This is a genomic window from Acinetobacter sp. Leaf130 (assembly GCF_001423205.1).
Classification (GTDB): domain Bacteria; phylum Pseudomonadota; class Gammaproteobacteria; order Pseudomonadales; family Moraxellaceae; genus Acinetobacter; species Acinetobacter calcoaceticus.
The window spans coordinates 855,213-869,961 of the sequence record NZ_LMOE01000001.1 but is presented as its reverse complement, the minus strand read 5'-3'; the positions used below and the strand labels follow the sequence as shown (position 1 = coordinate 869,961).

Below are 14,749 nucleotides of genomic sequence, written 5' to 3'. Positions count from 1 at the left end.
TTACACTACTTCAATATTTAAGCAGTTAATTCTTTTACTGCTGCAACAACAGCTTCAGTTGTAATACCAAAGAATTGGAACAAATCTTTTGCTGGTGCAGATTCACCATAAGTTGTCATACCAATTACTTTGCCATCAAGACCAACAAACTTCCACCAGTAGTCAACATGAGCAGCTTCAACCGCAACACGCGCACGGATATGAGCTGGTAATACAGCTTCACGATATGCAGCGTCTTGTTTCGTAAATTCTTCTGCACATGGCATAGAAACTACACGCACACCGTCAAGTTGAGCATAAGCTTCCATTGCTAAAGAAATTTCAGAACCAGTTGCAATAATAATTGCTTTTAATTCGCCTTTTTCTTGAGCAAGAACATAACCACCTTTTGCAACATTTTGAATTTGTTCTTCAGAACGTGTTTGGAATGGTAAGTTTTGACGAGAGAAAATGAGTGCTGTAGGACCATCTTTACGCTCTAAAGCAGATTTCCATGCAGTAGCAGTTTCAACAGTATCAGCAGGACGCCATGTATTTAGGTTAGGTGTACCACGTAAAGAAGCAATTTGTTCGATTGGTTGGTGAGTTGGACCATCTTCACCCAAACCAATTGAGTCATGTGTATAAACATGAATTACACGTTGTTTCATCAATGCAGACATACGTACTGCATTACGCGCATATTCCATAAACATTAAGAATGTTGCAACGTAAGGAACAAAACCACCATGTAATGCAACGCCATTGGCAATTGCAGTCATACCGAACTCACGTACGCCATAATATACGTAGTTACCAGCTGGGTTCTCTTGAATACCTTGGCAACCTTTCCAAAGCGTTAAGTTAGAACCCGCTAAGTCAGCAGAACCACCTAGCAATTCAGGCAATAAAGGACCAAATGCTTGTAATGTGTTTTGGCTTGCTTTACGTGTTGCGATTGTCTCGCCTTTCGCATTTGTTTCACGAATGAATGCATCTGCTTGCGCTGCAAATTCTGCTGGTAAGTCACCACTAATACGACGAAGTAACTCAGCTGCTTCAGTTGGATATTTTGCTTGATACTGTGCAAATACCGCATCCCAAGCTGCTTCAGCCTTACTACCTTTTGCTTTGGCATCCCATGCAGCATATATGTCAGCAGGAATAACAAATGCTTCTTCAATCCAACCTAATGCTTTACGAGTTAAAGTAATCTCATCTTTACCTAATGGTGCACCATGACAGTCTTCTTTACCCTGCTTATTTGGTGAACCTAAACCAATAATGGTTTTACACATAATAATGGTTGGTTTTTGAGTTTCAGCTTTTGCTTCGATTGTTGCTTGACGAATCGCATCAGCATCATGACCATCTACACGAAGAACTTGCCAACCATAGGCTTTAAAACGCTCTTCTGTGTCATCGCTGAACCAGCCTTCTACTTCACCATCAATTGAAATGCCATTATCATCATAATAAGCAATCAATTTACCAAGTTGTAAAGTACCTGCTAAAGAACATACCTCGTGAGAAATACCTTCCATTAAACAGCCATCACCTAAGAAACAGTAAGTGAAATGGTCTACAACTTTTAAATCATCTTTATTGAACTGGGCAGCTAAAGTCTTTTCTGCTAAGGCAAAACCAACAGCATTAGCAATACCTTGACCTAAAGGACCAGTCGTTGTTTCGATACCTGGTGCATAACCATATTCAGGGTGACCAGGAGTTTTTGAATGTAATTGACGGAACTGTTTTAAATCTTCAATTGAAAGATCATAACCTGTTAAATGAAGCAAAGCGTATTGCAACATTGAGCCATGGCCGTTTGATAAAACGAAACGGTCGCGGTTTGCCCATTGTGGATTAGTTGGGTTGTGATTTAAAAACTCGCGCCAGACGACGTCAGCAATATCTGCCATCCCCATTGGAGCACCAGGATGCCCTGAGTTTGCCTGTTGCACAGCATCCATTGCCAATACACGAATTGCATTTGCAATACGACGTTCGTTTAAAGGGGTCGCCATAAGATCAGAATCCAATTTTAATAGATTGATGAAAAGAAGAAGATGAATAACAATTCAATGCCGCTATATTGTCTTAAAAAAAAGGCTGAGGGTAAACCCCAACATAGTATATTTCTTTATTTTTAACCGTTTCTTGGTTACACAAAAAACATTTGGACCTTTAAGTTATACAAAACAGTGCTCATTTCTTAAATACTGCTCCAATATGCGAGCAGGCAGTTCTATTAGAGTTTGATATATAGATAAAATATTTTGAAATCTCTACCTAGGTCCATCATGTTTCTTTTCTTTAAAATCCGACTTGTAAGGCATCATCTTTTTGTTAAGTCATATGTCTAAAAAACGCACTAATAACAAATTATTAAAATACCAATACTTTAAATAAATACTCTTTATATCAATTTTACTAATACACTTATCAATTAAAACACAGTATAAATGAAACAAATTCATGCTTTTTGGTCAGTATGAACTGGTCCTCAAGCTCAAGTCGATGTAACATATTATGTCTTTTGAAATAACCAAGATAGGACTTTCATGCGCGAGTACGCTGTTTTTACCTCGGAATCTGTAAGCGAAGGTCATCCTGATAAAATGGCCGACCAAATTAGCGACGCTATTTTGGATGCAATCTTAAAAGAAGACCCATACGCACGTGTTGCTTGTGAAACACTGGTAAAAACAGGCGCTGTTGTACTTGCTGGTGAAGTAACAACGACTGCTAATATTGATGTTGAAGCTGTTGTTCGTCATACCGTTAACGGTATTGGATACCACCACTCTGATCTTGGCTTTGATGGATCAACATGTGCTGTAATCAATATGATTGGTAAACAATCACCAGAGATTGCACAAGGTGTAGACCGTCAAAAACCTGAAGATCAAGGTGCAGGTGACCAAGGTTTGATGTTCGGTTATGCAAGCCGTGAAACAGACGTGTTAATGCCTGCTCCGATTTCTTATGCACACCGTTTAATGGAACGTCAGGCTGAACTTCGTCGCTCAGGCGCACTTCCATGGTTACGCCCAGATGCAAAAAGCCAAGTTACTTTTGCATATGAAAATGGCAAGCCTGTACGTCTAGATGCTGTCGTTTTGTCTACTCAACATGATCCTGAAATTACTCAAAGCCAGCTTAAAGAAGCGATCATTGAGGAAATTATCAAGCCGATCATTCCTGCTGAAATGTTCCATGCTGCTACTAAGTTCCATATCAACCCAACTGGCATGTTCGTTATTGGCGGGCCTGTGGGTGACTGTGGTTTAACAGGCCGTAAAATTATTGTTGATACCTATGGTGGTATGGCTCGTCACGGCGGTGGTGCTTTCTCTGGTAAAGATCCATCTAAAGTTGACCGTTCTGCTGCATATGCAGGTCGTTATGTTGCAAAAAATATTGTAGCAGCTGGTCTTGCTGACAAATGTGAAATTCAGGTGAGTTACGCAATTGGTGTAGCAGAACCTACTTCTATTTCAATTAATACCTTTGGTACAGCAAAAGTTTCTGATGAGCTGATTATTCAACTTGTACGTGATCATTTCGATTTAAGACCGTTTGGTATTACTCGTATGCTGGACCTTATTCAGCCAATGTATAAACAAACTGCGGCTTATGGCCACTTTGGTCGCGAAGGATCAGACACTGCATTTACATGGGAAAAAACTGATAAAGTTGATGCCCTTAAAGATGCTGCTGGCCTCTAATAGAATTTCATAAAAAAGCCCGCCAATGAGCGGGCTTTTTTACAATTCAAATTTCATAGTATGTAGGGTTTACTCTTATAGCAACCATCCTTGATGCCATATCATTTGTAACTGTGAATAAAATTATTGTCTTGTCGTTTTATCATCCTGATTTAGCACATCAAGTATTGTTGACTGAGTCGGAGTATCTTGGTGGTTCTGAACATAAATATGGACAACTTTAAATACAACGACAACCGCTAGACAAGCCATCACACAAAATATCCACAAACCATACGGGCTTCGAATATGTTGCGAACCACAATATGGACATGATTTATCAGTTGATGCCACAACTTTGTCGCAACACGCACAATGGTATTGATATAGCATAGGTAACCCTCCTTCCCTCATTTCAACCGTTGTTGTTTTAATAGGTTTGCTACATTTTTAATTTATACATCCTTTATATTTATCCTATGTGAAATGAAAAGATAATTCAATCTGAATGAACAATTGAGTCAATTAAAAAATATTTTTAAAATACAAAAAGATAAGTTAAATATTATTTTTTTGGCACTATTTTTCTTATTTTGATATTTTGTCAAATTTGCTAAAATAAGCGAATAATCTCACATTTTAGGTCAATGTATGTCAGATACACAGCTCATTAATAAAGGTGGCTTTCGCGAAAGAGCCAACCGAAGTCGAGGTTATCAACAATCTGAAAACAAGCAAACCGCTCTACCTTCAAATAAATATCAACCGCAGTCAAAACCACAAGAAGAAACTAAATTAGAAATGGATGATATTAATTCATCGAGTTCAGATTGCCAGAATAAATAATAATTTAAGAATAAAAAAAAGCTTAAACCCATGAGGTTTAAGCTTTTTCATATTCAGAACACACTTATTTATTTTTATGCTCTATTTTTTTGTGGTCTGGGGTAACATCTCGCGCTTCACCATCAATAATGTTTGAATCATGGTATTGGCCTTGACCACCACCCTGCTGGTTCTGCATATCTTGCATTTGACGCATTAAATCAGCAAATGGATTTTGTCCCGAAGCATTACCGCCCATACCACCCATCATTTTATTCATCATAGCTTGTTGGCGTTTTGCAAGAGTTCTCATCGCTATATTACGAAATGCGGTTTGAACACCAGGAATCAAAATTAAAACAGCCAAAACATCTGATACAAGACCCGGCAACATTAATAAGAAACCTGCAAAAGCATAAGCAAGTTTTTTAGTTACTGTTGGATCACTACCTAGCTGGCCTGTCATCTGCATTTGCTGTAATTGAGGCATAATACCGGCAGTACTTCTGCGAATAAGCCCCAAACCAATAAAGAAAGCAATAATGAACCAAAAGAACACATACCATCCACTGATGAACTGTGCTACGCCAATCCATACGGCAATTTCAACAATCGCGCCCAGAACTACAATAAGAAGTAAATTCATGTAAAACTTTATCTATCTCAAAAAGAAAATTCATTGCAGTTTTATTTGACCTAACCTTATCTAAGTTGCAAATAAGGATTAAGCATTCCCCTTAGCTCTGATTGTTCTGTCTAATTTCTAAAAATTAACAAAAACTATCGCACCGGCAAGAGTCTGCAATACTGGAGTACATTTGATTTTAACTCGATAAAAACAAACATGCTTTATTATTAATGAGTGCTGTATCAACTTTATCAAGTGCCACTTCAATCAGATTTTAATTTTTTTACTTTATTTAAGTGAGAATTCGTTCAAAAAAGCACTTCTTTAGTCAAATAAAGTCTTATTTGCTTAGCAAAGTTAGGAGCATTCCTTTGTTTATGCGTTACTTTTAGAGGACTTTAAAAGCAATACCGATATATCAATCTTTCTAGATAACTTACATTTTACCTATCTAAAGACAGTCTTATTCAAGTTAAATTAATTAGCAATACTTCAAATTAAACTTAGTCAGATTATGTATAAAAAAGCCCTTATCGCTGCAACAAGTATCCTATTTTTATCCTCCTGTTCTTCCAATACGGTAAAACAACATCAAATACACTCTATTTCTGCCAATAAAAATTCAGAAGAAATTAAATCACTGTTTGATCAGGCACAGACCACGGGTGTTTTGGTGATTAAGCGAGGACAAACAGAAGAAATTTATGGCAATGATCTTAAAAGAGCATCGACCGCCTATGTTCCCGCCTCTACCTTTAAAATGTTAAATGCTTTAATTGGACTTGAACATCATAAGGCAACTACAACTGAAGTGTTTAAATGGGATGGACAAAAACGCTTATTTCCTGATTGGGAAAAGGACATGACACTGGGCGATGCCATGAAAGCTTCTGCGATTCCAGTTTACCAAGAATTAGCCCGACGAATTGGTCTAGATCTTATGTCCAAAGAGGTGAAACGAGTTGGTTTTGGTAATGCTAACATTGGTTCAAAAGTAGATAATTTTTGGCTCGTTGGCCCTCTAAAAATTACACCTCAACAAGAAACCCAATTTGCTTATCAATTAGCCCATAAAACGCTTCCATTTATCCAAGATGTACAAGAACAAGTTCAATCAATGGTGTTCATAGAGGAAAAAAATGGAAGTAAAATTTATGCCAAAAGTGGTTGGGGATGGGATGTTGAACCACAAGTTGGTTGGCTAACAGGCTGGGTCGTTCAACCACAAGGAGAAATTGTGGCATTTTCACTTAATTTAGAAATGAAAAAAGGAACTCCTAGTTCTATCCGAAAAGAAATTGCTTATAAAGGATTAGAACAACTCGGTATTTTATAATTTAGGCTCTATAGCCCTGTTTTTATTTCATCACAAACTGGGCTATTTTCTTAAACTAGAGATTTGAGCTTTATTATTTACCCATCAACTGGCTGCTGTGGCGTATTTAAATTTAACTGATAAAAAGCGGCATCCAACCATTGTCCAAACTTAAAACCGACCTGTTTAAAAGTACCTGCATGGATAAAGCCCATTTTTTCATGTAAACCAATGCTTGCCTGATTGGTCGCATCAATACAGCCTATCAATACATGTAGCTCAGCCTCTTGAGCACGCTTAATCAACTCTTGCATTAAAATTTTGCTTAACCCACAACCACGATGCTCATGATGAATATAAATACTATGTTCAACGGTATATTTATAGGCAGGAAAAGCCCTAAAGGTTCCCCAGCTCGCAAAACCCAATAACTTGTCAGTCTCATCAACAATACCAATCACGGGAAAACTATTTTGTCTTTTAACCGAGAACCAGTTTTTCATCGACTCTTCAGAGCGCGGGAAATAATCATATAGAGCGGTAGAATTGATAATTGCTTCATTCAGAATCTCTAATATAGCCACTGAATGTTCTGCTTCATTACAATCAATTAAACGAAAATTAGAATCGAGGGCATAGGTCATAAAGATTCCTTAACGACAGAGACGAGTTGACTAGAGACGACTAAAATATAGCGAGCGACTTGAGATGAATTATTACTGTATATAACGGGCTGGTTTAGTTGCATTGCCAAACAATCCCCTGTGCTTAAAGCATAAGAAGATTCACCTAATTGAATATCAATTTTCCCTTCAACTACCCAAAGTTGCTGTTGTACCACCTTGGAAGTTTCACTAATTTCATAAGTAATTCGTGAGTGAGGGGGAAATTCAATTTCAACAATTTGAAATGAGGACTTCCAATTTGGAGGTGAAATTTGACGGCGAATATAACCTGTTTCTGGGTCTTTCCATTGTGATTGTTGACTGCGCAGAACAATAGGCTGAGGTGATTGATTACCTTGCTGGTTAGCGAAGAGTTGAGTCAAAGGTACATCTAAACCATTTGCTAGCTTTTCAAGAACAACCGCTGTTGGGCTGGCCTCACCTCTTTCAATTAACGAAATTGCAGAACGGCTCACCTGACATCGTGTAGCAAGAACATCAAGAGTATATCCACGAGCTAAACGCAGTTCACGTACTTGCTGTGCAATACGGATATTAATATCTTCCATACACCCCAAAATTCAAATTCCAAAATTATAGACAAATATTCCACTAAACTAGAATCGTGTCAATTATTAAAGAATTTTATCTTTTTTAGAAATCTTGAAAACTATTCTTTGTAGTAACCCAAATAGAATCTATTAAAAAAACGAAAAATAACCATTCATAAGTAACTTGCTTAAATAACTCATGCAGATCATATTTTGGTATGTAACAATAGCTTTAAATTATTTATGTAAGCCTTCGCATGTCTTTGATTATTGGGATTGACCCTGGTTCACGCTTAACAGGTTATGGAATCATAGAAAAAGATGGGAGCAAACTACGTTTTATCGATGCAGGTACTATTCGAACAGAAACTAAGGAAATGCCCGAACGCTTAAAACGTATCTTTGCTGGTATTGAACGTATTGTTAAATTTCATGGTCCAACTGAAGCTGCCGTTGAGCAAGTGTTTATGGCCCAAAACCCCGATTCGGCTCTAAAACTTGGTCAAGCACGTGGTGCAGCAATAGCCGCTTTGGTTAATTTAGATTTGCAAGTTGCAGAATATACTGCGCGCCAAATTAAACAATCTGTTGTAGGTTATGGAGCCGCAGACAAAGAACAAGTACAAATGATGGTTATGCGATTACTTAACCTGACCATTAAACCTCAAGCAGATGCCGCAGATGCACTAGCAGCAGCAATTTGCCATGCTCATGCATCTGGAAGTATGAGCAAACTGTCGGTCCTTAATGCCTTAGGTGGTATGGCACGTGGACGAAGCCGCTCTAGCAGTCGTAGACGTTAAAGCTTTATTAGTTCACGACTTGAATAATTGCCTGATTCATCTCAAAAGCCTGTAAACCACGCATACCTTGTTTTGCAAGCTGGTCACCGGCCTGAGCATGAAGGGTAACAATTTCATGTAATGCAATTGCCTTATGGAATTGTGCTTTTAGACTTGCAATCATTCCTGCTAGTACATCGCCCATCCCTCCAGTTCCCATACCAGCATTCCCTTGGGTACAAATATAAAGAGTATCTTCTAAAATCAGACTACCTGCTCCTTTAAGCACCCACTGCCCTGCATATTTTTGTTGTAAAGCATAAATCGCAGAGATTCGGTCATTCTCAATCTGAGTAGTAGAACACTCAAGCAATGTTGCAGCTTCTCCAGGGTGAGGTGTTAAATAAATATGTGCATTCAATTTTTGAGGTTGCTTTGCTAGAAACCATAAAGCATCTGCATCTAAAACAATTTCCAGATCTTCACTCTGATTTAATAAATTAAACCATTGTTGGTAGATCTGCTTTGCCCAATCATCACGCCCCAAACCCATCCCAAAACATACTGCATCAACCTGAGATAAAATGTCTTTAATAGACTTTTCATTTAAGCCATTAATATCACGAAGCATAATATTTGGTGAACGAGCCAAAATAGCCTGATGATGGTTTTGATGACAAACCACCGTGACTTTACCTGCTCCTGCATGAAAAGCAGCCTCGGCAGCCATAATTACAGCACCGCCCATTTGTTCATGCCCACCAACGACTAAAACATGCCCATAACTGCCTTTATGACCAAATGCCATACGCTTAGGAAGTTTAATATTTGTTGCTGTTAAATAGGCTAACGGTTTCAGCTCTTGGTCTATAGGAATTAAATCAATTAAATGAAGCTCGCCTGTGTATTCTTTGCCTTGACCTGTAAATAATCCGGCTTTAAGTCCTAAAACTGTAAATGTATGATCAGCCCTTATTGCACAAGGTAAAGTACATCCTGTATTTGCCTGCAAACCGCTGGGTATATCAACAGAAATTTTTAGGCCCGTTTGTCCATTAAATTGTTGAATAGCCTGTTGCCAATGAATGTTTAATTCTCGATTTAAACCAATACCAAATAAAGCATCAATATGGCAATCAAAATGCTTTGCGAGTTCAAAACCTTGATGAATTTGTATCAGTTGATCTTTTGCAAATTGCACAGCTTGATGTAAATCTGCTGAAGCCCCTACTTCGGATGCAAAGATTTGAACATTCCAACCTGCTTGCTTTAAATAAGCTGCTATAAAATAACCATCACCAGCATTGTTGCCTTGCCCACACCAAACAGCAATATTTTTAATAGACTGCTCTTTAAAAAGTTCAATTAACTGTTGAGCAATTGACCAAGCCGCTTGTTGCATTAAACCTAATGATGAGTTTTGCGCAGCAAACCAGCGTTGCTCCCATGCTTGAATATCATCGCTATGGTAAACTACCGTCTGCATATTATTATCCTCTTCTGTTTTGGTTTATGACATCTTCCGATACATCACGCATTACGGTGCAACAACTTGATCTTCATGAATTAAAAGCATGGATCAAGGCTCAAGCTTTAGACTTGGGTTTTGCTGATTGTGTCATTGCAAAACCAGATGCTCAAGAGCAAATGCCGCGTTTTTTAGAGTATCTTGAACGTGGCTATCATGCAGATATGACCTATTTAGAAGAAAATCTAGAAAAGCGGGCTGATCCAACATTATTAGTTCCTGGCACAAAAAGTATTATCTGCGTTCGCATGAACTATCTTGTCGAATCTCCAAAACCTCGATATGTACCTTTCGAACCAAATTCTGCGATTATTGCTCGTTATGCACGTGGCCGTGATTACCATAAAGTAATGCGGGGACGATTGAAAACTTTAGCCACACGAATTCATGAAAAAGTTGGTGATTTTGAATCACGTCCTTTCGCTGATTCAGCCCCTATTTTTGAAAAATCATTGGCTGAAAGTGCTGGAATGGGTTGGACGGGTAAACATACTTTGCTTATTCACAAAAAGTCAGGTTCTTTTTTTGTATTGGGTGAACTATTTACATCACTCGATTTACCTTTTGATGGCCCAACGACCTCTCATTGTGGTTCATGTAGTGCTTGTATTGATATTTGTCCGACGCAAGCGATTGTTGAACCTTATATGCTCGATGCACGGCGTTGTATCGCATATTTAACAATCGAATATAAAGGAATTATTGCTGAAGAATTACGTGCTGGTATTGGTAACCGAGTTTTTGGTTGTGATGACTGTCAATTAATTTGCCCTTGGAACAGTTTTGCCAAAACTGCGTCCATTAGCGATTTCAATCCTAGAAATAGTTTAGACAGCATCAGCCTACTCGATATCTGGCAATGGGATGAAGCTACGTTTTTGGCAAATACGGAAGGCAGCCCAATCCGCCGGACAGGTTATCAATCTTTTAAACGTAATATTGCCATCGGTTTAGGAAATGCTCCTTATTCAAAGGAAATTGTAGCTCAACTACAAAATGGCAAGATTTTGCATGATGATATTGTCAACGTGCATATTGATTGGGCAATTGAACAACAACTTAATCAACTTCAGTCATGAAATTAAAAAAATGATGTTTTTTGCCCTATAGCTTTAATACGAATTCTGTATGATTATGTGTAGTGAATTAATGCCATCATCATGGATATGACAATGACTCTACGTAATGATTGGAATCGTGAAGAAATCCAAGCTTTATATGAACAACCCTTTTTGGATTTAGTTTTCAAGGCTCAGCAAGTACATCGCGAGCACTTCACTGCCAATGCGATTCAGGTCAGCACCCTTTTATCGATTAAAACTGGTAAATGCCCTGAAGATTGCAAGTACTGCTCACAATCAGCACATTACGAATCAAAACTAGAAGCAGAAAAACGTATTGCTGTAGAAAAAGTGATTAGCGAAGCAAAAGCTGCAAAAGATTCAGGTTCTTCACGTTTTTGTATGGGTGCAGCTTGGCGTAACCCACATGAGCGCGATATGCCTTATGTTTTAGAAATGGTACGTGAAGTAAAAGCTTTAGGTTTAGAAACCTGTATGACTTTAGGCATGCTTAACCAATCTCAAGCAGAGCGCCTACAAGTTGCTGGTTTAGATTATTACAATCACAACCTAGATACATCTCGTGAGTACTACTCACACATCATTAGCACGCGTACTTTTGATGATCGTTTAAATACCCTAGATTATGTTCGCCAAGCTGGCATGAAAGTTTGTAGTGGTGGCATTGTAGGTTTAGGCGAAAGCCGTGATGACCGTGTTGGTTTATTACATGAATTAGCTACCCTACCAATTCATCCTGAATCTGTACCAATTAACATGCTTGTTCCAATTGAAGGAACGCCGTTAGCAGATGTTGAGAAGCTTGATGTAATTGAATGGATACGTACTATTGCTGTTGCGCGCATTATTATGCCGCATAGCTATATTCGTTTATCTGCTGGTCGTGAGTCATTAAGTAATTCAGATCAAGCATTAGCATTTATGGCAGGCGCAAACTCATTATTCTCTGGTGATAAATTACTCACCACACCAAATGCAGGTGAAGGTAAAGACCAAGCGTTGTTTAATAAACTAGGTTTAACCGCAGAAAAACCAAAACCAACAGTTGCTGATTTATCAGTAAATGCTATGAGCGCATAACTCAAGGCAGTAAAATAAAAAAGCCCTGAAGAATCAGGGCTTTTTTATTTAAACAGAAGTAACTAAAATTCCATAAGTGGCATTAAGAAATGTACCGACTCGAATAATGTCTTTTCCTGCTGCATGTGTTACAGACAGCTCTTGGCTCAATACATCAAAATTAAAAGAATCAAAAACATCTTGATGGTGTAAAAGCCAAGTCACTGTATCCGCTATATTATCATCCACAATATAAGTTAAGGCCTTAAAGTCTTTACTCATAAACAACTCTTAAAAATAAATTTTATGAATTTTATATGAGTTAACTCTACCTTAAAAGAGAATCTAAGCTGCTTTAGGGTTCACTAAAGAACGACCCGACAATAAGCTTGTCAAAGCTTGTGGTGAAAATTCCAAAGAAAGTACATGATTCTTGAGATTAACAGAGTGTTTACTGATCAATGGAAGTAAACCTTCTTCTGTTTCAAAGACGTATTCATCTGCAATATTTAAGATACCCTCAAGATTAGTTGTACTTGAAGCAAGATCATGACTAAAGATGTCATAAATCGTTTGTAAGTTAAATGTTGTCTCCTGCTCAGTTGGATGCTTAATGAGATAATCCTTTAAAAACAAAACTAGCTTATGAGCAAAGAAAAAGTAATTAGGTTTATAGCTATACTTCATACTATTCATGGAACGGAACTCCAGATTATCTTTTATTAAATTACAACTAAAACAGTAGGAATTGAATCTTAAAAAATTCTTAAAAAAACAAATATATTAACAAGATAAATTAAAAACAACTTTATTGTTAAAAAACATTAAGTTAAATCAAAAATATAGACAACTTCCATCTTAAATTCTTTAACGTTAGATTAATTTAATAAAATACAATTACTTAAATATTACGAGTTTTTTCATTTTATTTTAAAAATGAATCACACATTATTTTACCAACTGATAAAAAATATATTTCAAAAATATTTATTAATAAAAAAAACCAATCAAAATATATATAAATATAATGTTTTTCTTGTTTTTTGGTTGAAAAGTGATATATTTTCTTCGCCTTACTTAAGCAGAACAAACTTACTGAAAAGTAATGGAATTTATTTTAAAAGGCTATTCTGGGGATTTTATGAAAAGATTTATTTTTATGGCGGCGGTTTCTCTCTTAAATATAACAAATGCACAAGCTGCAGATGGCACAATTACCATTAATGGTCTTGTCACAGATAATACTTGTACGATTGATACTGGGGATAAAAATCTAACAATTAACCTGCCTACAGTTTCATCTCAAACCTTAAAAAATGCAGGTGATGTAGCTGGTCGCACCCCATTTCAAATTAATTTAACGAACTGTGCTTCGGCTGGTAAAGTAGCCACCTATTTTGAACCGGGTGCTACCGTTGACTTTAATACTGGTCGTTTATTAAACCAAGCAACTTCAGGCGGCGCAACAAACGTGAATATCCAGTTGCTAGGCAGTAATAATGCTGTAATCCCTGTACTCGCTACAGGCACGAATGCGGCTCAGACCAACTCACAATGGGTGAATGTTTCGGCAGGTGGTGATGCTGACCTTAACTATTATGCTGAATACTATGCTACAGGTGCTTCTACTGCGGGTACGGTAACATCGCAAGTAAAATACACCATTATTTATCAATAAAATTAAAATTGAAGCTTCTATTTAAAGATAGAAGCTATCTCCTATCTATTATTCATTATTGAGAATATGACTCATGCTTTTTCGTGGTCGTAAGTTTTTTTGGGGATTAGTTTGTCTACAGGTAGCACTGACTACCACAGGGCATACTGAAATTGTTTTACATGGAACTCGTGTCATTTATCCTTCAAATGCACGTGAGATCACCTTGCAACTGAGTAATAACGGTACAGCTCCCTCTCTTGTTCAAGCTTGGATCGATGATGGAAATGCAAAGTTGACTCCTGATGAAGCAAATGTGCCCTTCATTATTACTCCCCCGATTTCACGAGTAGAAGCGACTAAAGGCCAGACCTTAAGAATTACAGCTCTACCTAATACGTCTCAATTAAATCAGCAACAAGAATCTATTTTTTGGCTTAATGTTTTAGATATACCTCCTAAACCGGAAGGAAAAACTCAACAAGACCCAAACACTTCTATTTCTAATAATTTTTTACAGCTTGCTGTTCGTTCGCGCATTAAATTTTTTTATCGCCCTATAAATCTAAAAGAGAATATTGAGCAACTAAGTGAGAAAGTCCAATGGAAAATGAATGATCAATATCTAGTAGTGAAGAACCCGACACCCTTTTTCCTGACTATTAGCTCCATTTTTCAAGGAAGTGAAGGCCATAAAACAGACTTATTACAGCAAGGATTAATGGTTGCCCCTTTTTCCGAAGATAAGATAAAACTAAAAAATAAAAATTTAGCAGATATAAGCTTTGTATATATCAATGATTATGGTGGAAGAGTTGAGCACCCAATAAAGTTCTAACCTTACTGTATTACTTAAGAAAACCTAAATACCTATCATGAATAGGCTCTAAAACTATGTCTAAATGGTTTATACCTTATATATGTTTAAAAAGCCCTTTTACTTGTTATGTGGCCTCAAGTATTGCGGT

The 14,749-nt window shown here is 37.3% G+C and carries 16 protein-coding genes; 8 read left to right on the top strand and 8 right to left on the bottom strand.

What is annotated here, in order from left to right:
- Window positions 1-17 precede the first annotated feature (17 nt).
- Window positions 18-2,006, bottom strand: a complete 1,989-nt coding sequence (gene tkt / locus ASF86_RS03700) for a transketolase (RefSeq protein WP_056479555.1) — start codon at window positions 2,004-2,006, stop codon at window positions 18-20.
- 537 nt (window positions 2,007-2,543) lie between these two features.
- Here tkt and metK point away from each other — a divergent pair.
- Entirely contained in the window at window positions 2,544-3,710 is a 1,167-nt protein-coding gene (gene metK / locus ASF86_RS03695; RefSeq protein ID WP_004642588.1) for a methionine adenosyltransferase, read from the top strand.
- Window positions 3,711-3,833: 123 nt separating this feature from the next.
- Here the strand turns inward: metK and ASF86_RS19850 are convergent, their stop codons facing one another.
- Entirely contained in the window at window positions 3,834-4,082 is a 249-nt protein-coding gene (locus ASF86_RS19850) for a hypothetical protein (RefSeq protein WP_005041172.1), read from the bottom strand.
- Between the two features lie 258 nt (window positions 4,083-4,340).
- Here ASF86_RS19850 and ASF86_RS03685 point away from each other — a divergent pair, with 258 nt between their 5' ends.
- Window positions 4,341-4,535: a hypothetical protein gene (locus ASF86_RS03685; protein WP_056479554.1), complete on the top strand. Its 195-nt coding sequence runs from the start codon at window positions 4,341-4,343 to the stop codon at window positions 4,533-4,535.
- 64 nt (window positions 4,536-4,599) lie between these two features.
- Here the strand turns inward: ASF86_RS03685 and ASF86_RS03680 are convergent, their stop codons facing one another.
- Complete coding sequence (locus ASF86_RS03680) at window positions 4,600-5,160, bottom strand: FxsA family protein (protein ID WP_056479553.1); 561 nt, start codon at window positions 5,158-5,160, stop codon at window positions 4,600-4,602.
- 496 nt (window positions 5,161-5,656) lie between these two features.
- On the opposite strand from ASF86_RS03680, the gene blaOXA reads away from it, so the two are divergent.
- Window positions 5,657-6,478 (top strand): OXA-213 family carbapenem-hydrolyzing class D beta-lactamase, encoded by an 822-nt coding sequence (gene blaOXA, locus ASF86_RS03675; protein WP_056479546.1) that lies wholly within the window; start codon window positions 5,657-5,659, stop codon window positions 6,476-6,478.
- 77 nt (window positions 6,479-6,555) lie between these two features.
- Here the strand turns inward: blaOXA and ASF86_RS03670 are convergent, their stop codons facing one another.
- Window positions 6,556-7,101, bottom strand: coding sequence for a GNAT family N-acetyltransferase (locus ASF86_RS03670; protein WP_056479543.1), 546 nt, complete (start codon window positions 7,099-7,101; stop codon window positions 6,556-6,558).
- A complete protein-coding gene (locus ASF86_RS03665) occupies window positions 7,098-7,691 on the bottom strand; it encodes a helix-turn-helix domain-containing protein (protein WP_056479542.1) in 594 nt (197 codons plus the stop codon). The genes ASF86_RS03670 and ASF86_RS03665 overlap by 4 nt, the downstream gene beginning before the upstream one ends.
- A gap of 239 nt (window positions 7,692-7,930) precedes the next feature.
- Between ASF86_RS03665 and ruvC the strand changes: the two genes are divergently transcribed.
- Complete coding sequence (ruvC, locus tag ASF86_RS03660; protein WP_003651385.1) at window positions 7,931-8,476, top strand: crossover junction endodeoxyribonuclease RuvC; 546 nt, start codon at window positions 7,931-7,933, stop codon at window positions 8,474-8,476.
- A gap of 7 nt (window positions 8,477-8,483) precedes the next feature.
- Here ruvC and ASF86_RS03655 read toward each other — a convergent pair whose 3' ends face one another.
- On the bottom strand, window positions 8,484-9,941 hold the full coding sequence (locus tag ASF86_RS03655) for a bifunctional ADP-dependent NAD(P)H-hydrate dehydratase/NAD(P)H-hydrate epimerase (protein WP_056479538.1): 1,458 nt from the start codon (window positions 9,939-9,941) through the stop codon (window positions 8,484-8,486).
- A 26-nt stretch (window positions 9,942-9,967) separates the two neighbouring features.
- Between ASF86_RS03655 and queG the strand changes: the two genes are divergently transcribed.
- Together queG and bioB are read left to right on the top strand one after the other, a co-directional pair.
- Window positions 9,968-11,062 carry a tRNA epoxyqueuosine(34) reductase QueG gene (gene queG, locus ASF86_RS03650; RefSeq protein ID WP_056481728.1) on the top strand — a complete coding sequence of 365 codons (1,095 nt, stop codon included), beginning with the start codon at window positions 9,968-9,970 and terminating at the stop codon, window positions 11,060-11,062.
- A gap of 93 nt (window positions 11,063-11,155) precedes the next feature.
- Complete coding sequence (gene bioB / locus ASF86_RS03645) at window positions 11,156-12,145, top strand: biotin synthase BioB (RefSeq protein WP_056479531.1); 990 nt, start codon at window positions 11,156-11,158, stop codon at window positions 12,143-12,145.
- Between the two features lie 48 nt (window positions 12,146-12,193).
- On the opposite strand, the gene ASF86_RS03640 is transcribed toward bioB, so the two are convergent.
- Together ASF86_RS03640 and ASF86_RS03635 are read right to left on the bottom strand one after the other, a co-directional pair.
- On the bottom strand, window positions 12,194-12,406 hold the full coding sequence (locus ASF86_RS03640; protein ID WP_003651378.1) for a hypothetical protein: 213 nt from the start codon (window positions 12,404-12,406) through the stop codon (window positions 12,194-12,196).
- A gap of 63 nt (window positions 12,407-12,469) precedes the next feature.
- Complete coding sequence (locus ASF86_RS03635) at window positions 12,470-12,820, bottom strand: hypothetical protein (RefSeq protein WP_003651376.1); 351 nt, start codon at window positions 12,818-12,820, stop codon at window positions 12,470-12,472.
- Window positions 12,821-13,229: 409 nt separating this feature from the next.
- On the opposite strand from ASF86_RS03635, the gene ASF86_RS03630 reads away from it, so the two are divergent.
- Together ASF86_RS03630 and ASF86_RS03625 are read left to right on the top strand one after the other, a co-directional pair.
- Window positions 13,230-13,802 carry a fimbrial protein gene (locus ASF86_RS03630; RefSeq protein WP_004642576.1) on the top strand — a complete coding sequence of 191 codons (573 nt, stop codon included), beginning with the start codon at window positions 13,230-13,232 and terminating at the stop codon, window positions 13,800-13,802.
- A 73-nt stretch (window positions 13,803-13,875) separates the two neighbouring features.
- On the top strand, window positions 13,876-14,619 hold the full coding sequence (locus ASF86_RS03625; protein ID WP_056479528.1) for a molecular chaperone: 744 nt from the start codon (window positions 13,876-13,878) through the stop codon (window positions 14,617-14,619).
- The last annotated feature ends 130 nt before the right edge of the window (window positions 14,620-14,749 follow it).

Excerpts from the sequence above, each read along its gene's own strand:
- tkt (WP_056479555.1), bottom strand. The coding sequence starts at position 2,006 with ATGGCGACCCCTTTAAACGAACGTCGTATTGCAAATGCAATTCGTGTA.
- metK (WP_004642588.1), top strand. The coding sequence starts at position 2,544 with ATGCGCGAGTACGCTGTTTTTACCTCGGAATCTGTAAGCGAAGGTCAT.
- ASF86_RS19850 (WP_005041172.1), bottom strand. The coding sequence starts at position 4,082 with ATGCTATATCAATACCATTGTGCGTGTTGCGACAAAGTTGTGGCATCA.
- ASF86_RS03685 (WP_056479554.1), top strand. The coding sequence starts at position 4,341 with ATGTCAGATACACAGCTCATTAATAAAGGTGGCTTTCGCGAAAGAGCC.
- ASF86_RS03680 (WP_056479553.1), bottom strand. The coding sequence starts at position 5,160 with ATGAATTTACTTCTTATTGTAGTTCTGGGCGCGATTGTTGAAATTGCC.
- blaOXA (WP_056479546.1), top strand. The coding sequence starts at position 5,657 with ATGTATAAAAAAGCCCTTATCGCTGCAACAAGTATCCTATTTTTATCC.
- ASF86_RS03670 (WP_056479543.1), bottom strand. The coding sequence starts at position 7,101 with ATGACCTATGCCCTCGATTCTAATTTTCGTTTAATTGATTGTAATGAA.
- ASF86_RS03665 (WP_056479542.1), bottom strand. The coding sequence starts at position 7,691 with ATGGAAGATATTAATATCCGTATTGCACAGCAAGTACGTGAACTGCGT.
- ruvC (WP_003651385.1), top strand. The coding sequence starts at position 7,931 with ATGTCTTTGATTATTGGGATTGACCCTGGTTCACGCTTAACAGGTTAT.
- ASF86_RS03655 (WP_056479538.1), bottom strand. The coding sequence starts at position 9,941 with ATGCAGACGGTAGTTTACCATAGCGATGATATTCAAGCATGGGAGCAA.
- queG (WP_056481728.1), top strand. The coding sequence starts at position 9,968 with ATGACATCTTCCGATACATCACGCATTACGGTGCAACAACTTGATCTT.
- bioB (WP_056479531.1), top strand. The coding sequence starts at position 11,156 with ATGACTCTACGTAATGATTGGAATCGTGAAGAAATCCAAGCTTTATAT.
- ASF86_RS03640 (WP_003651378.1), bottom strand. The coding sequence starts at position 12,406 with ATGAGTAAAGACTTTAAGGCCTTAACTTATATTGTGGATGATAATATA.
- ASF86_RS03635 (WP_003651376.1), bottom strand. The coding sequence starts at position 12,820 with ATGAATAGTATGAAGTATAGCTATAAACCTAATTACTTTTTCTTTGCT.
- ASF86_RS03630 (WP_004642576.1), top strand. The coding sequence starts at position 13,230 with ATGGAATTTATTTTAAAAGGCTATTCTGGGGATTTTATGAAAAGATTT.
- ASF86_RS03625 (WP_056479528.1), top strand. The coding sequence starts at position 13,876 with ATGCTTTTTCGTGGTCGTAAGTTTTTTTGGGGATTAGTTTGTCTACAG.